Origin of the sequence: Porphyrobacter sp. MBR-155, assembly GCF_040547625.1 — a bacterium.
Taxonomy (GTDB): domain Bacteria; phylum Pseudomonadota; class Alphaproteobacteria; order Sphingomonadales; family Sphingomonadaceae; genus Erythrobacter.
Genome location: NZ_JBEPQB010000004.1, coordinates 1 through 21,594, shown reverse-complemented (window position 1 = coordinate 21,594; position 21,594 = coordinate 1). Strand labels below are relative to the sequence as shown.

Genomic DNA, 21,594 nt, shown 5'->3' with positions numbered 1-21,594 from the left:
GTCATGCTGCGCATGGCAGTGATAATGGTGGAAAAGGAGCCGAGCGACCCGCCGCAATTCACCTGGGCTGCTTCCTTCCGGACCTGACCCGGTGAGCGAACGCAAACGTCCACCCGACTCCCGAACGCGCATATGGCGGCGCTTTGGGAAAAAATCAACTCAGCGAAAATTATCCGCGTAGGCTTGCAGCTTAAGCCGCTTGGGCGGGCTTGCGTGGATGCGCGCGGTGATGCCGTATTTCTCGGCATAGGCCTTGGCCGCATCCTTGCTGGGAAAGGTCATTCGCACCTGCGATTGGGTATCGCTGCTGCCGGTCCAGCCCATCAATGGATCGGCAAAGCGGGCTTCGGACGGAGCGAATTCGATCACCCATTCATCAGTATGGGCCTTACCCGATTGCATCGCGTGCTTGGGCTGCTGGTAAATACGTGCGGTCATGCATGTCCCTTAGAACACGAATCGGTTCGATTAAACGCATTTTTGGTCTTGAGGCTCGGCTTTTCCAGCCATGGTTGATCGGGCCAGCGATGCCGGGGATAGCGGCCTTTCATGTCCTTGACGACATCAGCCCAGCTACCGCGCCAGAAACCGGGCAGATCACGGGTCGACTGGATCGGACGGCCTGCCGGGCTGGTGAGTTTGAGCAGCAGCGGCGTGGCACCAACTATCGGCTGCGCATCCAGCCCGAAAAGCGCCTGCACCCGCACTTCGACACTCGGCGCATCATCGCCTGCGTAGTCGATCGCGTGGCGCGTATCGGCAGGCGTGGTGAAATGGGTGGGAGCGGCACGGTCAAGCGCCTGACGCTGGTTCCAGTCGAGTAGGCCCAGCGCTGCCTCGCATAAGCGATGCGGCGCAAGGTCGAGATCGCGCCTCCCGGCGAGCAGCGGGGCGAGCCACTCCTGCGCCCGTTCACCCAGCGCGTCGGCCGAAAGCGCCTCCACGCCGGCAAATTGTGCGCGGGCCAGAAAACCGGCGGGGAGGATATCCCCCAGTCGCTCAACAGCTTTCTCCACAAGGATATCCACACACAGCGCAGTGTCAGGCGCAGGTTCGGGCACGCTGGCGAGCACAATCGCGCCGAGCCGCCGTTCACGCCGGGCCTCAACCCGATCCTTATCATTATTCCAGCGAGTTATAATGCGTTCCTGCATTGCTTTAGTAAACAGCACCGGCACGCGTTCGGGTGCAAGCTGCGCCCCGGCGGTGATGCGCGCACCCTTGGCCTCACCCTGGGCATCGCCAATCACGATCCATTCCGCCCGCGCCAGCGGCGATACGGGATCGAGCCGGTATCCACGCCCCCCTGCGCTCAGCCAGTATTCGCCCGAAGCATCGCGCCGCCGGGCGACGAAATCGGGGCGGGCAAGCGCGAGGCATTCCGCAGCATCAATGGCAAGCGTGTGCTCCATTGCCCCAGCAAGTTTGAGTGCCTGCCCGGCCCACCCCTGCGCAATGCGCTGCGCCGAAACGGCGCGCGGCGCACGGTCGCCGCGCCAGCGCGCAAGCCGCTGCATCAGGTCTTCGCCGCGCCCGCCCAGCCCGCGTTCCTGCAACAGCATCACCAGTCGAGCCGCATCCTCGCCGTGGCCTGCGCACGCACCTCGCAGTACCACTGCCGCCTGATCGGGTGCCATAGGCAGCGCGGACAGTGCTTCACCCATAGGCGTAATCCGCCCTGCCCCATCAAGCGCGCCCAGCGCCTCAAGCGCCGCCCGCGCCGCGCTTACCGAGGCCTCAGGCGGGGTATCGAGCCATGCCAGATCAGCGGGGTCGCTCGTCCCCCATTTCGCCAGCCGCAACAGCAGCGGGGCAAGGTCAGCCTGGGCGATTTCAGGCGGCGCAAATTCGGGGCGGCCAGCATGGCCCGCCTCTTCCCACAACCGATAAGCAACCCCCGGCCCCTGCCGCGCCGCACGCCCGGCGCGTTGGGTCGCTGACGCTTGCGAAGCGCGCCGGGTGACAAGATGCGTGGTGCCCGCCGCCCGATCAAACTCGGCCAGCCGCGCAAGCCCGCTATCGACCACCACGCGGACGCCGTCCAATGTCAGCGATGTTTCGGCAATCGCGCTGGCCAACACGATGCGGCGGCGACCTTGGCTGTCGCGGCGGATAGCGACGCGCTGGGCCGCAGGTTCGATCTGGCCGTGAAGCGAGTGAATCGGCACGTCAGACAGTCGCGCTTCCAGCCGTTCACGCACCCGCACAATCTCGCGCAACCCGGGCAGGAAGGCGAGGATATCGCCCTGCTCTTCGCGCCAAACGGTCAGCACCGCACCTGCCATCCGGTCCTCGATCGCTTGCGCATTGTCGCCGCCAAGCCACTTGATGGTCAGCGGAAAACTCTTGCCCTCACTTGCGATCACAGGCGCGCCTTCGCCCAGCAACCGGCCAAAGCGCGCGCCGTCGATGGTGGCCGACATCACCAGCACCCGCAAATCCTCACGCAGCACGGATCGGGTCTCCAGCGCCAGCGCAAGGCCAAGATCGCTGTCGAGGCTGCGTTCATGCGCCTCGTCAAACAATAGCGCCGATACGCCCGGCAATTCGGGATCATCGACCAACCGGTTCACCAGAATCGCCTCGGTCACGACCAGAATGCGGGTTTTGGTGGATATTTTGCGGTCGAGTCTGGTGATGCAGCCCACCGTTTCCCCAACCGCCTCGCCCAGCATTTCGGCCATGCGTTCGGCGGCAGCGCGGGCGGCAACCCGGCGTGGGCTGGTGATGATGACTTGCCCCGTGCACCAACTCTGCCCGATCAGATCAGGCGCGACCGCAGTGGTTTTGCCCGCCCCCGGCGGCGCGATCAGCACGCCCGCCCCCGGCCCCGCCAAGGCGGCGCGGATTTGGGGCAGGACAGCGTGGATGGGAAGATCGGGGTGCATTACCCCGGGCGGATAGCCCGCTCAGTGCCCGCGCGCGACTGCAAATTGCGCGGCTTCCGCCATTGCCGCACGCGCCTTGCCATCCGGGAAGATCGAAATCGCATCAATCGCCCGGTGCGCGAAGTGGCGCGCGCGTTCGCGGGTGTCTTCAAGCGCATTGTGCTTTGCGATCAGCGCAATCGCATGGGCCAGGTCTTCGTCCGAGGTGCGGTGGCCAATGATCGCTGACTTCCAGAATTGCCGTTCCTGCTCATCGCCGCGCGCGTAGGCGAGGATCACCGGCAGCGTCATCTTTCCCTCACGGAAATCGTCGCCCTGTTCCTTGCCCATCTCGGCAGCATCGGAATCGTAGTCGATCGCATCATCGACCAGCTGGAACGCAACGCCAAGATTGCGGCCATAGGATTCAAGCGCGCGTTCCTGTTCTTCGGAACATTCAGCTACCACGGCGCTGATCTGACTGGCGGCAGAAAACAGCGCGGCGGTCTTGGCACCGATGATGTGCAGGTATTGTTCTTCGCTGGTGTTGATCTGGCGTTGAACCGATAGTTGCGACACTTCGCCTTCCGCAATGATCGCGCTGGCACGGCTGAGAATCGAGAGCACGCGCAAGCTCCCATCCTCGGTCATAAGTTCAAACGCGCGGCTGAACAGAAAATCGCCGACCAGCACGGTTGCCGGATTACCGAAAATGATATTCGCCGCCGCCTTGCCGCGCCTGAGTTCGCTGCCATCAACCACATCATCATGCAGCAGCGTGGCAGTGTGGATGAACTCCACTGCGGCTGCGAGCTTATGGTGGCGGGTGCCCTTGTAGCCGACCAGTTCGGCCCCGGCGAGCGTCAGCATCGGCCGCAACCGCTTGCCCCCGCCCGATATCAGGTGGCCGGCAAGGCGCGGAATCAACGGGATCTCGCTCTGCATCCGGTCAAGGATAACCGCGTTGACGCAATTCATGCCCGCCGCCGTCAGTGACAGCATCGGATCTAGCGTCGGCCGGCTGCGCGGCAAAGGAATGATATCAGCACTCATGCTTTGGCGGCATTAGGGCGGCCTCAGCGTGCTTGGCAAGCGCAGATTTGCTGCTAGTTTCGCGCACGATGCCGCAACAACCGCAACAACCGCAACACCCCACCGCCCCGCCTGCAGAACCCGATCGGGTGCTTGCCGCGTTCCGCAAAAGCATCGACAATATCGATGCTGCGCTGATTCACATTCTGGCGGAACGATTCCGGATCACGCAAGCGGTGGGGGAATACAAGGCGAAGGTGACTTTGCCGCCAGCCGACCCTGATCGCGAAGCGCGCCAGATCGCCCGCTTGCGCAAACTGTCCGAAGACGCCGATCTCGACCCGGAATTTTCCGAGAAATTCCTGCGATTCATCATCGACGAAGTGATCCGCCACCACGAACGCGCGCAGCAGGGTTAAGCCAGATCGAATTTTCTGCCGGTCAAGGCTGCGGCGGCAGCGATTCTTCGACCGGCACAGTATCTGGCGCGGGGCTGTCAGGGATTGAAGCTTCTGCGCCCGCCTCAGGCGCACTGCGGCGGGTGCGATATTCTTCGATCAGCGCGCGGCGCTGCTGCGGGGTCATCTGGCGAAGCCGCACCATCTGTTCGCGCCGGTCCATTGCGCGCTGATCATCGCGCAGCGGACGCACGATATCCTCGCGGGTCAGCGCCTCACCGCTTTCCACCTTGCGCTCAAGCTCGTCACGTCGGGCCTTGATACGTTCGTCAGCGCGCTGCTGCCGAATGGCCTGCACCTCGTTAATCCGCTGGCGTTGAAGAGCCTGTTCCTCTTCGCTCGGCACAGGCAGGCCAGCTGCGCGGCGGCGCTCGATGGCGCGCTCGATGCGCTCGTCTTGCCGTTCGCGGCGGGCTTCGATGCGGCCCTGCCGCACGTCGTCGATCCGGCGAAACGCTTCGTTGAGTTCCTCAGGCGTGTCGATCAGCCCATCAAACACCGCCGGAGCGGTAGCCGGAGAATCGGCGGATTGGGCCGCAATCAACACCGGAGCAGCCGCCTCAGGCTGTTTGCCGGTGATGCTGGCCCACACCCTGTCGGGCGAGGGCACGGCGATATCGAGCCGATCAAGCATTCCGGTCGCAGCAGCCGCGCTGGCGATCGCGCTAAAACCGAACGTGGCAATCGCCAATCGTCGGCCCAGCCGCCAGCCACGTCCGCCACCGCCGCCCGTGCGGCGCAGTTCGGGGGGTGGCGCAGCGCGCGCTTCGGCGGCGGCCAGCACCCGATCGACAAATCCTGCGCTGAGATCGGGCACCGGATAATTATCCAGCCTGCGTGCCAGCGGGCTGCCAGCAATGATGTCGTTGGTGCTCATTGCGCACCTCCTTCCCCGAAAGCTGCATAGGCCTTGCGCAAGGCAGTGCGCGCGCGCAGCAGCAACGATTCAAACGCCTTGATATTCATGTCGAGCGCATCGGCGGCAGCGGCATTGGACAGATCCTCATAATAGGTCAGCACGATCGCGGCACGCTGGCGTTCGGGCAGCGCGGCGATCAGCGCTCGGGCGGAGCGATCACGCGCGCCCGCCTCGATCAGCGCATCGGCGCGGGGTGCGTCATCCTCGCTATCCGGCACCTCGCCAGCAGACATCCGCCGCGCGCGTCGCAGGCGGTCAATCGCGAGATTGGTCACCACGCGGTTGAGCCAGCCACCCAGCCGCAAAGCCGCCGCAGCCTGGCTCCCGACCGGATGGCGCGCGGCAATTTTCGGGGCCTGATCCCACAATCGCAGCATGGCTTCCTGCACCAGATCCTCGGCCTCATGGGCATCGCCAGTCATGCGAAAGGCGATGCGTTGCAGCGTGCTGGCGTAGAGCACGATGGCCTCACGCAGCGCGCCCGGATCGCGCGCCGCCAACCGTGCCGCCAATGCCGCGTCAGAGCCGGAATCAGCGAGCGGTCTGGCACTGGAGGATGGCTCACCGCTGGCGTTCATGACTGCGCGCAAATGGCCCCGGTTGCTTGTGATATTCGTCGTCTGGCTGAGGGTATAACGTCAAGCTTGCGCAAACCCTTCGCGCCCGCTTCAATCGGCGCGCGGCAGGCGCAATTCGACCAGCAGACCGCCCAGATCCTCGCTCGTGCCCAGCCTGACGCTGCCGCCGTAGATTTCCGCGACATCGCGCACGATTGCCAGGCCCAGCCCGGTGCCGGGCTTGTCCGTATCAAGCCGCACCCCGCGATCAAAGATGCGGATACGTTCAGCCTCCGGAATGCCTGGCCCGTCATCCTCCACCCAGATCAGGCACTGCTTCGGATCGCGCGGAGCCTCGTCCTCGTCGGGATCGATAGTCACAAATACGCTGCCGCCGCCATATTTCGCGGCGTTTTCGATCAGATTGCCGAGCAGTTCATCCAGGTCCTGCCGTTCGAGCGCGACAGTGGCCGAACGGCTCCCTGCAATATCAAGGCGGCCATCCGGGTGAAGCCGCTCAACCGCACGGCGCACAGCCTCGGCGCAGCCCATCACATTGGTTTTGGCATGGCCGACAGCGCGGCGGCCGACAGCGCGCGCGCGGGCAAGATGATGATCGACATGGCGCTGCATCGTGCGCGTTTCCCGCATCACCGCCTCGCCCAGATCAGGCGCGCGCGCGGTGGCCGCGTTGGTCAGCACCGTCAACGGCGTCTTGAGCGCGTGCGCGAGATTGCCCGCATGGCGGCGCGCTTCCTCGGCCTGTTTTTCGGAATGTTCGATCAGCGCGTTGAGCTCATCTACCAGCGGCTGCACTTCCAGTGGGAGTGGTTCGGTTATCCGGTTCGCGCCGGTAGTGCGCAGGTTCTGGATTGCCGCACGCACCCGCCTGAGCGGTGATAGGCCGTAACGGATCTGTAGCGTCGCCATCACCAGCAGTCCCAACCCCAGCACCGCAAAGCTCCAGATCAGGATCAGCCGCACACGCCCGACCTGCGTGTCCATCTGCTCAGTCGCGCTGGCCACGGCAAACGTCCAGCGGGTTTCGCTGCCGGGCAGGATCACGGTGCGTTCGGCAATTCGCAGCGGCTCACCGGCGAACTGGTCTGAATTATGGAAATGGGCTTCGCTATCGAAATGCCCGCCCTCGCCAATGGCGCCCTGCAGCTTGAGCGTGCGATCCCACAGACTGCGCGATGCGATCGGTTCGTATTCGCCGCCGCTGATCTGCCAATACAGCCCGCTGCCCGGTTCAAGGAAGCGCTGGTCGCCCAGCGTGCGATAGAACCAGACTTCACCGAAGGGATCGATCTCTGCCGAGGCGATCATCGCGGTGAGAATATATTCAAGCTGTTCGTCGAAATTGGATTCGACCTGGGTGGTCAGCATCCGTTCGAGCGCAACGCCGCCGACCAGCAGCAGCACAAAGATCCAGCCCGCCGCGATAAGCCCCATCCGCCGCGCGAGGCTGGCGAGCGGGGTAGTACTTGGCGGCCCGGTCACGCCGTCCGGCACAGCGACAGCCCCACCTTCAGGCAAGGCCGTTTGCGCGTCGCCGCCCGTGCCCGGCGCCTCAGGCGCGCGGTGCGTCGGCGGGGTCGTCGAGGCTGTAACCAAGGCCACGGATGGTCGTTATCACGTCTGCGCCAAGTTTTTTGCGGATACGGGTGACAAACACTTCGATGGTGTTCGAATCCCGGTCAAAATCCTGATCGTAGATATGTTCGATCAGTTCGGTGCGGCTCACCACCTTGCCCTTGTGATGCATCAGATAGGACAGCAGTTTGTATTCCTGCGCGGTCAGTTTGACCGGCTCACCGCTCAGCGTTACCCGGCCCGAGCGCGTGTCCAGCCGCACATCGCCTGCGGTCAATTCGGACGAGGTGTTGCCCGAAGCACGGCGGATCAGCGCGCGCAGGCGGGCAATCAGTTCCTCGGTCTGGAATGGCTTGGCAAGGTAATCATCCGCGCCTGCATCAAGCCCGGCGACCTTGTCGCTCCAGCTATCGCGCGCAGTCAGCACCAGCACCGGGAAGGTGCGCCCCTCGCGCCGCCACATGCCGAGCACGGTCAGCCCGTCAATTTCGGGCAGGCCGAGATCGAGCACCACCGCGTCATAATCCTCGGTCGAGCCCATGAAGTGCCCGTCTTCACCATCGGCAGACAGATCGACGGCATAGCCCTGCTGTTCCAGCGTCGATTTGAGCTGCGCGCCGAGGGTCGGTTCGTCTTCGACGATCAGAATGCGCATAATCCACCATTTTCCTGCATTGTTATTGGCTGGGTCGTGCGCTTTCGAAAACAACGCGTCAAGCAAGGGCCATGCCCCAAAGCTGACGCTTTCCCCCGATGATCGCGCATAGCGGTCAGCCGATCAGCGCGAACGACCGATGATCCGCCCCGTTCGGGCATCAACATCGACATAGGTCACCCGGCCATCGCGGATGAATTTGAGCCTGTAGGCACGCGCCGTGGAATCATACGCGGGGCCAAGATATTCGCTGCCCTGCATCTGGGGCAGGATGCGCCGTTCGATTTCGCGCAGGGGCAATTGCGTGCCAGCGCGCGTTTCGCGCCGGGCCTCACCCTGATCGCCGCGCGACTGATCCTGCGCCGACGCTGGCGTGCTGATAGCCACCAACGCGAGCGCTGCGATGCAACCTGCAAACAAGGATTGGATGGATTTCATGACAAGGCCATGCCTAGGCCGCGCCCATTGAACAAGCCGTGAATGAGTTATCGCTGGGACACAGCGGCTGAATCCTTCACCAACTCGTACTTGATGGTGATGCTGATCCCGGTGGATACCATCCCTGGCTGCACCGGCGGCGCGGCAGCGGCCATGTCGGCACTGACGCGCATCATCGCCACTTCGGGCATCGCCCCCCGCCCTTCGATGCTTTCAGCAATCGCCAGCACTTTCGCGCCGTCATAGCCGAACAGTTCAGCATATGCCTGCACCCGAGCCTGCGCGCGTTCAATTGCGCGCTTGCGGGCGGTGTCCTTGGCGGCTTCGTCATTCTCGATTGAGAAACTGGGGCCGTTAAGATCGGTTGCGCCTGCCGCAACCAGCGCATCAAGCACCTTCCCCGCATCGTCGATCTTGCGCAGGATTACACTCACCCGGTTCGACGCCTGATAACCGCGGAATACCTGACGCCGCTCTTCCTGATTGTAATCATACATCGCGTTCAGGTTGATGCCGGTGGTCTGGATATCCTTGTCCGCCACGCCCAGCGCCTTGATCCGCGCAATCACCTTTTGCATCTCTGCTGAATTCTGCCTCAGCGCTTCGGTCGCGGTCGGTGCTTCGCTGGTCACGCCCGCGCCGATAGTGGCAATGTCGGGCGCGACCGACACGCTCTCGAACACGTTGAGTTCGACCACCGGGCCATCGGCGCTGATTGCGATTTCGGCGGCGGCAAGGGTCTGCACCGGAAGCGCAAGCGCACTGGCGGCCAGCAGGGCAATGGCGGGACGGATCATAGGTCGGCTCCTTAACAAAGCGCCGCCATTGCAGCGGGTGAGCTTTCGCAAGACTGAACCGCCGCTTGACGCAGGCTTGTCGCGCGAGCCGCAAGCCCCTAGGTGCCGCCGCACATGGCCCAACCTCCTATCCTCTCGCTCGAAGGGCTTGCCCTGCAACAGGGCGCACGCTGGCTGTTTGGCGGGCCGTCGCCAACCAGCGGTTCGGCTCCGATTGATCTACACGTTTTGCCCGGAGACCGTCTGGCGCTGATCGGCCGTAATGGCGTGGGCAAGACCACGCTGCTGCGGTTGATTACCGGGCGGATCGAACCTGATCGCGGGCAGCGCCGGGTTAAACCGGGTGCGCGGATCGTATTCCTTGAACAGGAACCCGATTTTTCCGGCACCGGCACGCTGATGGACTTTGCGCTGGGCGGCGATGATGCCCCGGCGGTGCATGAAGTTGAGGCGATTGCAGGCCAAATCGGGATTGATATGGGCCAGCTTTCGGCAACCGCCAGCGGCGGTGAACGGCGGCGTGCCGCGATCGCCCGCGCGCTGGCGCAAGACCCCGATCTGCTGCTGCTGGACGAACCGACCAACCACCTTGATCTTACTGCGATTGACTGGCTGGAGGACTGGCTGACCCGCTATCGCGGGGCGTTCATCACCATCAGCCATGATCGCACCTTCCTTACCCGCCTGACGCGCGCCACCCTGTGGCTCGACCGCGGGACTCTGCGGCGCAAGGACATCGGCTTTGGCGGGTATGAGGCGTGGGAAGAACAGGTCTATGCCGAGGAGGCCCGCGCGGCCGAGCGGATGGACGCCAAACTGAAGATTGAGGCGCACTGGCTCGAACGCGGCGTCACCGCGCGGCGCAAGCGCAATCAGGGGCGGCTGGAAAAGCTGTTCCAGATGCGCGCAGCGCGGGCATCGATGATTTCGGGCGCGGGCACGGCCAAGCTCAAGCTTTCCAGCGATGACGACTTCAAATCGAAGTCGGTGATCGTGGCGGAGGGCATTTCCAAGACCTATGATGACCACCCGATCATCAAGCCGTTCAGCCTGCGCATCCAGAACGGCGATCGCATCGGGATCGTCGGTGCCAACGGCGCGGGCAAGACTACATTACTGAAAATGCTCACCAAAGAACTGGAGCCCGATAGCGGCAGCGTTACTCACGCGCGCACTTTATCTGGCGTGATGATCGATCAGCAGAGGAAGCTGCTCGAACCGGGTGCCACGGTGCGTCAGATTCTGGCGGAGGGCGGCGACTGGATCGATGTGCGCGGGGTGCGCAAGCACGTTCAGGCCTATCTCAAGGATTTTCTGTTCGATCCTGGCCTTGTCGATACCAAAGTCGGCATTCTGTCCGGAGGCGAGCGTTCCCGCCTGCTGCTGGCGCGCGAATTTGCCCGCACCGCCAACCTGTTGGTGCTGGACGAACCGACCAATGATCTTGACCTCGAAACGCTTGATTTGCTTCAGGAAGTGATCGCCGATTTCGATGGCACCGTGCTGATCGTCAGCCACGACCGCGATTTTCTCGACCGCACGGTGACGGTGACGCTTGGCCTCGACGGAACGGGCAAGGTGGACATTATTGCAGGCGGTTATGCTGATTGGGAGGCGAAGCGCAAGCAGCCGTCAACGCCGACCAAGGCGGGGTCTAACACCCGTCAAGCGCAACCTAGAGGCCACCTGGACGGGGCTAGCACACCCACAACAGGCAAGCCCGCCGCGCCGCCCAAAATCTCCTACAAGGATCAGCGCGATTACGAGATCCTGCCAGCCCGGATCGAAGAATTGGAAACAGCAATAGCACGAGGAGAGGCGCTTTTAGGCGACCCCGAACTCTACTCAAAGGATCCCCAAAGGTTCGCAACCATCAGTCAAGGCATAGCCAACGCGCGGGCAGAACGCGATGCGGCGGAAGAACGCTGGCTGCTGCTGGCAGAACAGATCGAAGGCTGACCGCGCGCGCTTTCAGGTAATGCGATAATAATCCGCCACCCGCTCCAGCGCAATTTTGAGCACCAGTTTGCCGCTTCTTGTTGGCCAACCAAGGCTCTTTTCAGCCTCGGGCAGCGCCTCGCCCGCGCACACCACGCGCCACAGGATGTCCTCCAAGCCTCTGCCCGCCGCGCGGATTGCACCATCAAACCGCTGGCGCGCGGCGATCTGGCGTTCGTTGGAGGAGAGGCCGCGATCCCCAGTCGATTTCACCCGCACCACATCCCAGCGCATGGTGATGCTGGCAGAAAGCTGCGCGCGTTCGTAATCAGCCCGCAGCGCCTCACCTGCGTCGCGCAACTGATCGGACAAATGCCCGCGCGCGTGCAGCCATGCCAGCGGGGATTCAGCGAGATTGACGGTGACTGTGCGCGAAGGCCGGAGGCCCTTGATGCCCTGCCCCCGGCTGGGGCCTTCGGGCGTGAGTTCACGTTCGACCAGTTCGCGTTTCATGGCAATTCCTTCCGTTGAATGACGGATTGCGGCTTGCCAAGGCGGCGTGTCTGTAGGAAAGAACAAACCAATCCGGTTAAATGATAGGGCACGCCATGACCAACCGCATCAGAGACCTCCGCAAAGCCAAGGGCCTGACGCTCGCCGATCTGGCGGCCGCCTGTAATCCGCCAACCACCGCACAGACCATCGGGCGGCTTGAAACCGGGATGCGCAGCCTTTCGCTCAACTGGATGAACCGCATTGCCGCCGCGCTCGGGGTTGATCCGGCCAGCCTGATGCGCGCGGACAGTGCCGATCCCGCCCGGATCGTTGCCGAACTTACCGCTGCGGGGCCAGAGGCTTTGACCACCGCGCGCGATGCCGTGTTGCCGAGCGATCTTGCCACCGATCCCGATGCGCCCGCGCCGATGGTGCTCACCGTGACTCAAAGCGTCGGCGAATATCGCCCCGGCGATCTGATCTGGCTCCAGCCGTTCAATCCCGACGCCGCACCCGCTGCCCTAACCCGCGCCATGAACCGCGATTGCCTTGTCCCCCGGCCCGGCGGTCGGTTTGCTTTCGGGCGGCTGATCGATCGGCGCGGCACGATGATCGGCTTGCTGCCGCCGGGCGCGGGGCAGAAACAGGTGGTGGTCGATAATCCGGCGTGGATTGCAACTGCGATCATGCTGGTCAGGCCGCTTTAACCCGCGCGTGGTAAAGCCGTGCCTGATGAAGCACGTTCTCGCCCTGTCCACGCTCTATCCCAACGCGGTCAATCCGCAGTTCGGGACGTTTGTTGCGCGGTCATTGGAGGCACTGGCCAAGCGCGGCGATTGGCGGGTGACGGTGGTCAATCCGATCGGCCTCCCCCCGCTGGCGCTGGGGCGCTACCGCCCGCTGGCGGAACTTGCCCCGGTGAGCGTCGAAAATGGCGTTACCATTCACCGCCCGCATTTCACGCTGATCCCGCGCATCGGCGCGCGCCGCAACGCCGCTGCCATCGCCCGCGCGGCGCTGCCTTTGGTCCAGCAAGTCCGTGCCGCAACGCCGATTGACGTGATCGACGCGCAGTTCTTCTTCCCCGATGGCCCCGCCGCTGCGGACATCGCACAGGCAACTGGTCTGCCCCTGTCGATCAAGGCGCGCGGTAGCGATATCAGTTTCTGGGGAAGTCAGGATTTTGCCCGCCAGCAAATGCTGACCGCCGCGCGCGCTGCCACCGGGCTGCTCGCTGTCAGCCGCGATATTGCCGGTTATATGGCGGCGATGGGCATGGATGCAGGCAAGATCACGCTGCATTACACCGGGCTTGATCGTGACCGTTTTCGTCCGCTGGGCCACACCCAGTTGCGCAGCCAGCTTTCGCGTGAGACCGGCTTTGCCATGCCCGATAATGCCCCGCTGCTGGCCTGCGTCGGCGCGCTGATCGAGCGCAAAGGTCAGGCAATCGCGATTGCGGCGCTGCGTGACATCCCCGGCGCGCGGCTGGTGTTGATCGGCAAGGGCGAGGATGAGGCCCGCCTGCGCGCGCTGGCGATCAGCGAAGGCGTGGCAGATCGCGTTCATTTTGCCGGTTCGATCGACCATGATCTGATGCCGCTGGTCCTGTCGGCGGCGGACGTGATGGTGTTGCCGACGGTAAGCGAGGGCTTGGCCAATGCATGGGTCGAGGCGCTGGCCTGCGGCACCCCGGTCGTCACCTGCGATGTCGGCGGCGCGCGTGAGTTGATCACCTGCGACACCGCAGGGCGGCTGGTGGCGCGCAATCCCGAAGCCGTGGCGGCGGGGATCAACGCGGTTTTGAACAACCCTCCCGCGCGCGAAGCGGTGGCCGCGTTGACGGAAGGTTTCAGCTGGGAAGCCAACGCCGCCGCGCTGGCCGCGCATTACGAAAGGCTGACAGGGGCGGCCTGAAACGCTTGCCCTTCAGACTTCCCCGCGGACGATTTTTTCCTGCCGGTCAATCGCACTTTCCTGAGGGACAAAGCTGTTCGATGTCACACCCATCCAGATCAGCAGTGGGCCAGCCATATAGACGCTCGAATAGGTGCCGATGAACAGGCCCGCCGTGATCGCCGCGACCATGCCGAACAGGCTTGGCGGGCCGAAGATCAGCAGCGGTATCAACGCCACGAACAGCGTCAGCGAAGTCATAATCGTGCGCGCCAGCGTTTCATTGACCGATAGATCGAGCAGTTCGGGCAGCGGCATCTTGCGATATTTCTTCAGGTTTTCGCGGATACGGTCATAAACCACGATGGTGTCGTTCAATGAATAGCCGATGATCGCAAGGATCGCGGCGACGATCTGCAGGCTGAACTCCATCTGCGTCAAAGCAAACAGGCCCAGCGTCACCGATACGTCATGCACCAGCGCGAACATTGCGCCCACGCCGAACTGCCATTCGAACCTTACCCAGATATAGACCGACACCAGTCCCATCGCCGCCAGCAGCGCAAGGATCGCCGAATTGCGGAACTCGCCCGCGACCTTGCCCGACACGGTATCGTTACCGTCGGTGCGCGCGTCGGGATATTGCGCGGCGATGGCAGCAATCACTTCGCCGCCAATGGCGGTGGCAGCGCCGGGCGTGTCCTCTGCCCCTTCAGGCAGCGCAACCCGGATCGACACCGCGTTGGGCCCGCCAAACTCCTGCACCACCGGTTCGCCATAACCCAGCCCGCCCACCAGCTCACGCAGGGACGGGATCGGCGCGACCTCGCGTTCCTCAAAGGTTATGCGGACTTCCTGACCGCCGGCGAAATCGACCCCGAAATTGAGTCCATTGACCAGCACCGCCGCCCAGCTTCCGACGATCAGCACAATGCTGACCACAAAGAACGGGACGCGCAGTTTCAGGAATTTGATGTTGGTATTGTCGGGAACCAGCTTGAGCAGTTTCATCGGTCGCTCGCTCCTCAGATATGAATGTCAGCGGGGCGCGCTTTGCGCAGCCATCCGGCGACCCACATGCGGGTCAGAACCATGCTGGTGAACACCGAGGTGAACAGACCAACCACCAACACGACGGCAAAGCCTTTGACCGGGCCAGAGCCGAACGCGAACAACGCCACACCGGCGATGAAGTTGGTGATATTGGCGTCCCAGATCGCGCGGCTGGCCTCTTTATAGCCGGTTTCGACTGCGGCAATCACCTTGCGGCCACGCGCGCGCTCCTCTCGGATGCGTTCGTTGATCAGCACGTTGGCATCCACCGCGGCGCCGATGGTGATGACAAAGCCCGCGATCCCCGGCAGGGTTAGCGTGAAGTTGCCGAGCGCCATGATGCCAAGCAGCATCAACACGTTGAACGTCAGCGCGATGGTCGAATAGATGCCGAAGCGGCCATAGCTTGCCACCATCAACACAATCACCGCGATACTGCCGACCGCCATGGCGAGCAGCCCGCGACGGATCGAATCCGCGCCAAGGTCTGGCCCGACGGTGCGTTCTTCCACCACCGTCAGCGGCACCGGCAGCGCGCCTGACCGCAACGAAATCGCCAGGTTGTTCGCGCTTTCCGGGGTGAAGCTTCCCGAAATCTGCGCGCGTCCGCCGATGATCGGTTCATTGATGTTGGGGGCGGATAGCACCTGCCCATCAAGGATGATCGCGAATGGCTTGCCGACATTCTCCGTGGTCAGCTTGGCAAATTTCGCTCCGCCCTGAGCATCGAAGGTAATGTTGACGACGTTCTGATTGCTGGTCGGATCAACCCCGGCCTGCGCGCCGGTCAGGCTGTCCCCGCGAATGCCGCCCAATCGCCGCACCGCCTCAAACTGGCCTGCCTGCGAGGTGCCGGGTGCATAGGGGAAAATCTCGCTACCCGCAGGCGCGACACCGGCCTGCACATTTTCCGGCAAGGCGTTGAGATCCACCATCTTGAATTCGAGCTGCGCGGTCTGGCCGAGCAGGTTCTTGAGCGCTTCGGGGTCTTCCAGACCCGGAACCTGCACCACGATCCGGGTATCGCCCTGCCGAATGATGGTCGGCTCGCGCGTGCCGAGTTCGTCGATCCGGCGGCGCACCACTTCGGTAGCGCTTTCCATCGCGTCATCCAGCGCGGTATCGATCCCGGCCGAGGTCGGCGCAAGCACGATGCGCTGCCCGTCAACCACCGACAGATCCCATTCCCGAGTCAGGTTCACGCCCTGCATCAACGGTTCGATCAGCCCGCGCGCACGATCAATATCGGCGGGGCTTTCGAGCATGAAGGACATCCGTCCCTCGCCCGTCGACACGTCACCGATGCGAATGCGCGGCTTGGCATTGCGCATCAGCTGGCGGACGTTTTCTTCCATGTTTTCAAGCCGCTGGACGCGCACATCTGCCGCTCTCGCTTCAAGCAGCAGGTGCGACCCACCGGCAAGATCAAGCCCGAGATTGACCTGCGGATTCGGCAACGCCGATGGCCAGTCCAGCCCCGACACATTGAACAGCGATGGCAGCGCCAGCACCGCAGCGGCCAATGTCAGGCCCCACAGCCAGAGCTTTTTCCAAAGGGGAAAATCAAGCATTGCGTCAGGCTTTCACACGCACAGGAGAAGATCGACCCGCGATCGGATCAGTCATTGGCCGGCGTGCCGCCCGGCGGGATGATGTCGCCGATGGTGGCCTTGACCGCCTTGACGCGGACATTGGTGCCCAGTTCCAGTTCGACATAGGTATCGTCAACCTTCACCACCTTGCCCACCAGTCCCCCGGCGGTGACGACCTGATCGCCTTTCTTGACCGCAGCGATCTTGGTCTGATGTTCTTTCTGCCGCTTCATCTGCGGGCGGATGATCAGGAACCAGAAGATCGCGATCATGCCGACGATCGGAAGAAAGCTCATCCACGAAGGAGGCCCGGCAGCGCCTGCACCAGCGGCGGCGGCAAGAAAATCTAAGGTCATGCGATAAAGCCCGTCAGAAACCTGTTAAACACGTGCAAGGCCACCCCTTTCCGCACTCTGAAGCGCGATGGTTCGGCTTGACCCTGCATCCAAGTGGGCGCGCCTAGCAGCAATGCAAGCACCCCGCAATCGGAAGGGGGCAAGAACGGTGCATGGACGCAACACGGTTACAAGGTGGCAAACCCGCTTGCCAGCCCCAAACTCGCGCCCTATAGGCCCCGCTCCACTGGAACGGGACGTAGCGCAGCCTGGTAGCGCATCACACTGGGGGTGTGGGGGTCGGAGGTTCGAATCCTCTCGTCCCGACCAGTGGTTTTTCAAACAAAACCAACACCCTGAGCGGGCGGCAAAGTCTGCCCACTTGCTTATTCCTGCGTTGTGCAAGGGTGCGCGGCTGAATCGGCCCCCGCGCAAACTGCCCGGCGCGCGGAATGATTGCGCCATTGTCCGGTAGCCCCAACCACACAGCGGTCTTGTTCTTAGGCGGTGCGCTTCGTAAGCGTGCTGCAACAAGAGGATTGTCCCATGGCCCACACCGCTACCCGTCCCGCGCTGCCCAAGATGCGGTCATGGCTGTTCGCGCCCGGCGATAGCGAGAAAAAGATGGCCAAGGCAGCGGCGAGCAACGCCGATATCGCGCTGCTTGATCTTGAAGATTCGGTGTCGCCCGAAAACAAGCCCGCCGCGCGGGTGATGGTGGCCGAGCAGATCGGCGGATCGGATAATCGCGCGCGGCTGTGGGTGCGGATCAATCCGATCAGCACCGCCGATTGCATCGCTGATCTGGCGGCAATCATCCCAGCGCAGCCCGGCGGAGTGTTCCTGCCCAAGGCCGAAGGCGCGGGTGATATCACCCAGTTGCACCACTATCTCACCGCATTGGAGGCCGCACACGGCATCCCGCAGGGCGGCACGCTGATCGCCGCACTGGTGACGGAGACGGCGGCGGCGATGTTCCGCACCGGGGATTATGCGGGCGACTACCCGGGCAAGGCGCGGCTGGCGGCGATGAGTTGGGGGGCGGAGGATTTATCCTCAGCCTTGGGCGCGCGCGCGCAGCGCGGGGCTGACGGCGAATATGCCCATACTTACGAGATGGCGCGAAGCCTGTGCCTGATCGGCGCATCGGCAGCGGGCGTGGCACCGATCGAAACCGTGCAGCCCGAATTCCGCGATCTTGCAGCGCTGGAGCGGCGCGCGCGCGGCGTGCGCACGGCAGGGTTTCGCGGGATGCTGGCGATCCACCCGGCGCAGGTCGATCCGATCAACGCTGCCTTCACCCCGAGCGCGGACGAACTCGCCCATGCCCGCGCGGTGGTGCAAGCCTTTGCCGATCATCCCGGCGCGGGCGTGGTGGCGATGGACGGCGCGATGCTTGATCGCCCGCATCTGGCGCTGGCGCAGCGGCTGCTGGCCGAAGCTGGCGAGTAATCGGTTAATTGCCTTTCCTACTTTAACCTATTTGGCCATTTTCATGCGACTCATTCACTGGAGCGCATATCATGGCCCTACTCGACCTGCTGATCGGCCCGATTTCCTCGATCATCGACAAGATTATTCCCGACAAGGAAGCGCAGACCAAGGCCAAGCTCGAACTGATCGCGCTTGAAGGCACGCAGGAAATGCGCATGATCGAGGCGCAATTGCAGGCGATTGTGGCCGAGGCCAATTCCAAAGACCCCTGGACCAGCCGCGCCCGCCCGAGCTTTCTCTATGTGATGTATATCCTGCTGCTCACCGCGCTGCCGATGGGCGTGCTAAGCGCGTTCCACCCGTCGGCGGCGAGCGATATTGCCGCGGGGATGAACGCCTATCTGAATGGGTTGCCCGAACCGCTTTATGCGCTGTTTGGCACCGGGTATCTCGGCTACACCGCAGCGCGCCAGTGGGGGAAGGTCAAGGGCGTTGATCGGTAGAGACCATCTTTGCGTCGCTTGAACAACCCGCTAAACCCTCTCCATGACTAACCTCGTCTTCGTCCTCAACGGCCCCAACCTCAATCTCCTCGGCACGCGCGAGCCGGAGATTTATGGCACCACGACGCTCGATGATATCGCCGGGATGCTCGAAGACCGCGCCCGCGAATTGGGCCTCGAAATCGAGATGCGCCAGACCAATCACGAAGGGATGCTGGTCGATTGGCTGCACGAGGCGCAGGCGGAAGGCGCGCGCGCGGTGTTGCTCAATGCGGCGGCCTATACCCATACGTCCGTGGCGCTGCTCGACGCGATCAAGGCGATCCGCACGCCGGTGATCGAAGTCCACCTCTCCGATCCCAAGACCCGCGAGCCGTTCCGCCACCTGTCCTATGTCGGCATGGCCGCCGCGATGACGGTTGAGGGACACGGGGCCGATTCGTATCGCATTGCGCTCGAAGCCGTGGCGGCCGGCACCGTTTGACCAGTCATCAGACTTTCACAAAATATCCCCTTGCCACTTGCCAGCCGCAATTCGCGGCAATAGTCCCCTGCGCTTCACGGGCGTTACACATAACAAGGGACATACATGGCAAACGACGGGGGCCAAGGCGGCAAGTCGAACGGGCGTAAAGTTGGCATGAACATCGATACCGCGCTGGTGCGCGAGCTCGCTGAACTGCTCAACGAAACCGGCCTCACCGAAATCGAGGTTGAGGATGACGACCGCAAGATTCGCGTGTCGCGTGGAGGTGTCGCAGCGCCGGTTCACGCGGCTGCGCCTGCACCGCTGGCGGCTGCGCCGGTGGCCGCTGCGCCGACTGCGCCAGAGCCTGCTGCCGGGCCGGACATGACCGATGCGGTCAAATCGCCGATGGTCGGCACCTGCTATCTCACACCCGAACCGGGCGCAGCGCCCTATGTGGCGGTGGGCAAGGCGGTAAAGCAAGGCGACACGCTGCTGATCGTCGAGGCGATGAAGGTGATGAACCCGATCACCGCGCCCCGATCAGGCACCGTCACCGCGGTTCTTGTTGAAAATGCCCAGCCGGTCGAATTTGACCAGCCGCTTGTCGTGATCGCGTAAGATCATGGCAATCAAGCGTATCCTGATCGCCAATCGCGGCGAAATTGCGCTGCGCATCCACCGCGCGGCGCATGAAATGGGGATCGAAACGGTGGCGGTGCACTCCACCGCCGATGCTGATGCGATGCACGTCCGGCTGGCCGATCACGCGGTGTGCATCGGCCCGCCCGCTGCGACCGACAGCTATCTCAACATCGCCAACATCATCTCGGCGGCCGAGGTTGCGCAATGCGATGCGATCCACCCCGGCTACGGCTTCCTGTCGGAAAACGCCAAGTTCGCCGAAATCGTCGAAGCGCACGACATCATCTGGATCGGCCCCAAGCCCGAACATATCCGCACCATGGGCGACAAGGTCGAAGCCAAGCGAACCGCGGGCGCATTGGGCCTGCCGCTGGTGCCGGGTTCGGACGGCGCGGTGTCGGATTTTGACGAAGCGCGGCGGATTGCCAAGGACGTGGGCTATCCCGTGATCATCAAGGCCGCCAGCGGCGGCGGCGGTCGCGGGATGAAGGTGTGCGAGAGCGAGGAAAAGCTCGAAACCCTGATGCAGCAGGCCGGCAGCGAGGCGAAGGCCGCGTTCGGTGATGCTACGGTCTATATCGAAAAATACCTCGGCAATCCGCGCCATATCGAATTCCAGGTATTCGGCGATGGGCAAGGCAACGCGATCCATCTGGGGGAGCGCGATTGCTCGCTGCAACGCCGCCACCAGAAGGTGCTGGAAGAAGCGCCCTCCCCCGTGATTTCCGCCGAGGAACGCGCGCGGATCGGCGAAGTCTGCTCCAAAGCGATGCGCGACATGGCCTATCGCGGCGCGGGCACGATCGAATTCCTGTGGGAAGGCGGCGAGTTCTACTTCATCGAAATGAACACCCGCCTGCAGGTCGAACACCCCGTTACCGAGGCGATTACCGGGGTTGATCTGGTGCGCGAACAGATCCGCGTGGCCGAAGGGCGTCCGCTGTCGGTGACGCAGGATGAGCTGGAGTTCAATGGTCACGCGATTGAATGCCGGATCAACGCCGAAGACCCCTTCAACTTTGCCCCCTCGCCCGGCCTTGTCAGCCATTATCACGCGGCTGGCGGGATGCATGTGCGCGTGGATTCAGGGCTTTACGCCGGATACCGGATCCCGCCCTATTACGACAGCATGATCGCCAAGCTGATCGTCTATGGCCGCACCCGCGAAGGCTGCATCATGCGCCTGCGCCGCGCGCTCGAAGAAATGGTGGTCGAAGGGGTGAAAACCAACATCCCACTGCATCAGGAATTGCTGCGGCAGGATGATGTGCTGAACGGCGACTATTCGATCAAGTGGCTAGAGGAATGGCTGGCGCAGCGGGCGGATTAAACTGCTCTTGGCTCAGGGTCTATTGAAGAGATTCACTACCTCTTTTCTTCCTCCCGATTGGTGTTTTTGTTGCTGAGGGTAGCAAAAGTTATCACTGTGGTTGACTGGGGTATGTTATGATTTGGCTGGTGATTGCAGTAGCTGTAGGCATTGTATTATTTTTCTTTTTTATGGGAAAAGGTGCGCCAACAGTTCGCCAGTCCACGCGCGAAGAACGACGGCAGATTTCAGAACTGCAGCGGGAAACGAAGGTTAAAGCCGAGGCGATGCTTCGTGAGGCTGCCGGTGATTCCTATGATACTGGCTTCGCTTATGCGCGACGCGCTGGGAAAGACGAGAGTTTCGCCCATCAGCTCGGTGTGTTGAATGCCGTTAGCGCCATCATTCTTCAGCGCAACGCCGTTAACAGCCATGAAACCCATGAGATGCAGGGCGAAACGATTCCGTTCAACCCTCTCCCGCCCGACGAAGGCAGAGCCGCGATTATCGAGTATCTAGTGGATTGACTCCAACGTTTGGAACCCCCGGTTACGTGCGGCGATGATTTCGTCGGGGTCCGCCTTCCAGACGAAGGGCTTTGGATGGCTG

At 62.9% G+C, this 21,594-nt stretch carries 23 protein-coding genes, 1 tRNA gene and 1 other RNA gene; 11 read left to right on the top strand and 14 right to left on the bottom strand.

The annotated features are described in order from the left end of the window. Positions 1 to 29: 29 nt before the first annotated feature. The 4 genes from ffs to ABIE62_RS05130 all read right to left on the bottom strand — a co-directional run bounded on the left by ffs (position 30) and on the right by ABIE62_RS05130 (position 3,920). An RNA gene (gene ffs, locus ABIE62_RS05145) (signal recognition particle sRNA small type) lies at positions 30 to 124 on the bottom strand. 35 nt (positions 125 to 159) lie between these two features. Continuing rightward, on the bottom strand, positions 160 to 438 hold the full coding sequence (locus ABIE62_RS05140) for an ETC complex I subunit (protein WP_354324147.1): 279 nt from the start codon (positions 436 to 438) through the stop codon (positions 160 to 162). Continuing rightward, positions 435 to 2,888, bottom strand: a complete 2,454-nt coding sequence (gene hrpB, locus ABIE62_RS05135) for an ATP-dependent helicase HrpB (protein WP_354324146.1) — start codon at positions 2,886 to 2,888, stop codon at positions 435 to 437. Before hrpB ends, ABIE62_RS05140 begins: the two co-directional genes overlap by 4 nt. Before the next feature lie 21 nt (positions 2,889 to 2,909). Then, positions 2,910 to 3,920 carry a polyprenyl synthetase family protein gene (locus ABIE62_RS05130; RefSeq protein WP_354324144.1) on the bottom strand — a complete coding sequence of 337 codons (1,011 nt, stop codon included), beginning with the start codon at positions 3,918 to 3,920 and terminating at the stop codon, positions 2,910 to 2,912. 68 nt (positions 3,921 to 3,988) lie between these two features. Here ABIE62_RS05130 and ABIE62_RS05125 point away from each other — a divergent pair, with 68 nt between their 5' ends. After that, positions 3,989 to 4,318, top strand: coding sequence for a chorismate mutase (locus tag ABIE62_RS05125; protein WP_354324142.1), 330 nt, complete (start codon positions 3,989 to 3,991; stop codon positions 4,316 to 4,318). A 22-nt stretch (positions 4,319 to 4,340) separates the two neighbouring features. Here ABIE62_RS05125 and ABIE62_RS05120 read toward each other — a convergent pair whose 3' ends face one another. The 6 genes from ABIE62_RS05120 to ABIE62_RS05095 all read right to left on the bottom strand — a co-directional run bounded on the left by ABIE62_RS05120 (position 4,341) and on the right by ABIE62_RS05095 (position 9,319). Further along, entirely contained in the window at positions 4,341 to 5,234 is an 894-nt protein-coding gene (locus tag ABIE62_RS05120; protein WP_354324141.1) for a hypothetical protein, read from the bottom strand. Continuing rightward, a complete protein-coding gene (locus ABIE62_RS05115; RefSeq protein WP_354324139.1) occupies positions 5,231 to 5,854 on the bottom strand; it encodes a sigma-70 family RNA polymerase sigma factor in 624 nt (207 codons plus the stop codon). The genes ABIE62_RS05120 and ABIE62_RS05115 overlap by 4 nt, the downstream gene beginning before the upstream one ends. A 90-nt stretch (positions 5,855 to 5,944) precedes the next feature. Further along, positions 5,945 to 7,456, bottom strand: a complete 1,512-nt coding sequence (locus ABIE62_RS05110) for a sensor histidine kinase (protein WP_454184795.1) — start codon at positions 7,454 to 7,456, stop codon at positions 5,945 to 5,947. After that, positions 7,407 to 8,084 (bottom strand): response regulator transcription factor, encoded by a 678-nt coding sequence (locus ABIE62_RS05105; protein ID WP_354324137.1) that lies wholly within the window; start codon positions 8,082 to 8,084, stop codon positions 7,407 to 7,409. Before ABIE62_RS05105 ends, ABIE62_RS05110 begins: the two co-directional genes overlap by 50 nt. A 123-nt stretch (positions 8,085 to 8,207) precedes the next feature. Then, positions 8,208 to 8,522: a PepSY domain-containing protein gene (locus tag ABIE62_RS05100; RefSeq protein WP_354324136.1), complete on the bottom strand. Its 315-nt coding sequence runs from the start codon at positions 8,520 to 8,522 to the stop codon at positions 8,208 to 8,210. Between the two features lie 47 nt (positions 8,523 to 8,569). Continuing rightward, positions 8,570 to 9,319: an SIMPL domain-containing protein gene (locus tag ABIE62_RS05095; protein WP_354324135.1), complete on the bottom strand. Its 750-nt coding sequence runs from the start codon at positions 9,317 to 9,319 to the stop codon at positions 8,570 to 8,572. Between the two features lie 114 nt (positions 9,320 to 9,433). On the opposite strand from ABIE62_RS05095, the gene ABIE62_RS05090 reads away from it, so the two are divergent. Beyond that, complete coding sequence (locus tag ABIE62_RS05090; protein WP_354324133.1) at positions 9,434 to 11,278, top strand: ABC-F family ATP-binding cassette domain-containing protein; 1,845 nt, start codon at positions 9,434 to 9,436, stop codon at positions 11,276 to 11,278. Positions 11,279 to 11,290: 12 nt separating this feature from the next. Here the strand turns inward: ABIE62_RS05090 and ABIE62_RS05085 are convergent, their stop codons facing one another. Beyond that, complete coding sequence (locus tag ABIE62_RS05085) at positions 11,291 to 11,770, bottom strand: DUF6456 domain-containing protein (RefSeq protein ID WP_354324132.1); 480 nt, start codon at positions 11,768 to 11,770, stop codon at positions 11,291 to 11,293. 95 nt (positions 11,771 to 11,865) lie between these two features. Between ABIE62_RS05085 and ABIE62_RS05080 the strand changes: the two genes are divergently transcribed. Next, positions 11,866 to 12,459, top strand: coding sequence for a helix-turn-helix domain-containing protein (locus ABIE62_RS05080; RefSeq protein ID WP_354324131.1), 594 nt, complete (start codon positions 11,866 to 11,868; stop codon positions 12,457 to 12,459). A 25-nt stretch (positions 12,460 to 12,484) separates the two neighbouring features. After that, entirely contained in the window at positions 12,485 to 13,669 is a 1,185-nt protein-coding gene (locus ABIE62_RS05075) for a glycosyltransferase (RefSeq protein ID WP_354324129.1), read from the top strand. 12 nt (positions 13,670 to 13,681) lie between these two features. Here ABIE62_RS05075 and secF read toward each other — a convergent pair whose 3' ends face one another. Genes secF through yajC form a run of 3 tightly spaced genes read right to left on the bottom strand, consistent with a single transcriptional unit; the run spans position 13,682 to position 16,649 of the window. Next, positions 13,682 to 14,659, bottom strand: a complete 978-nt coding sequence (gene secF / locus ABIE62_RS05070) for a protein translocase subunit SecF (RefSeq protein WP_354324127.1) — start codon at positions 14,657 to 14,659, stop codon at positions 13,682 to 13,684. 14 nt (positions 14,660 to 14,673) lie between these two features. Further along, positions 14,674 to 16,272, bottom strand: a complete 1,599-nt coding sequence (gene secD / locus ABIE62_RS05065; RefSeq protein ID WP_354324125.1) for a protein translocase subunit SecD — start codon at positions 16,270 to 16,272, stop codon at positions 14,674 to 14,676. Between the two features lie 47 nt (positions 16,273 to 16,319). Continuing rightward, a complete protein-coding gene (yajC, locus tag ABIE62_RS05060; RefSeq protein WP_354324123.1) occupies positions 16,320 to 16,649 on the bottom strand; it encodes a preprotein translocase subunit YajC in 330 nt (109 codons plus the stop codon). Positions 16,650 to 16,881: 232 nt separating this feature from the next. Here yajC and ABIE62_RS05055 point away from each other — a divergent pair. The 7 genes from ABIE62_RS05055 (at position 16,882) to ABIE62_RS05025 (ending at position 21,512) form a co-directional block, all read left to right on the top strand. After that, positions 16,882 to 16,958: transfer RNA gene (locus ABIE62_RS05055), tRNA-Pro, on the top strand. A 216-nt stretch (positions 16,959 to 17,174) separates the two neighbouring features. After that, positions 17,175 to 18,080, top strand: a complete 906-nt coding sequence (locus tag ABIE62_RS05050) for an HpcH/HpaI aldolase/citrate lyase family protein (RefSeq protein WP_354324121.1) — start codon at positions 17,175 to 17,177, stop codon at positions 18,078 to 18,080. A gap of 71 nt (positions 18,081 to 18,151) precedes the next feature. Next, positions 18,152 to 18,565 carry a holin family protein gene (locus ABIE62_RS05045; protein WP_354324119.1) on the top strand — a complete coding sequence of 138 codons (414 nt, stop codon included), beginning with the start codon at positions 18,152 to 18,154 and terminating at the stop codon, positions 18,563 to 18,565. 43 nt (positions 18,566 to 18,608) lie between these two features. After that, positions 18,609 to 19,049: a type II 3-dehydroquinate dehydratase gene (locus ABIE62_RS05040; protein ID WP_354324117.1), complete on the top strand. Its 441-nt coding sequence runs from the start codon at positions 18,609 to 18,611 to the stop codon at positions 19,047 to 19,049. A 105-nt stretch (positions 19,050 to 19,154) separates the two neighbouring features. Next, positions 19,155 to 19,652, top strand: coding sequence for an acetyl-CoA carboxylase biotin carboxyl carrier protein (accB, locus tag ABIE62_RS05035; RefSeq protein WP_354324115.1), 498 nt, complete (start codon positions 19,155 to 19,157; stop codon positions 19,650 to 19,652). Positions 19,653 to 19,656: 4 nt separating this feature from the next. Continuing rightward, complete coding sequence (gene accC, locus ABIE62_RS05030) at positions 19,657 to 21,006, top strand: acetyl-CoA carboxylase biotin carboxylase subunit (RefSeq protein WP_354324113.1); 1,350 nt, start codon at positions 19,657 to 19,659, stop codon at positions 21,004 to 21,006. 116 nt (positions 21,007 to 21,122) lie between these two features. Then, positions 21,123 to 21,512, top strand: coding sequence for a hypothetical protein (locus tag ABIE62_RS05025; protein WP_354324111.1), 390 nt, complete (start codon positions 21,123 to 21,125; stop codon positions 21,510 to 21,512). Positions 21,513 to 21,594: the final 82 nt, after the last annotated feature.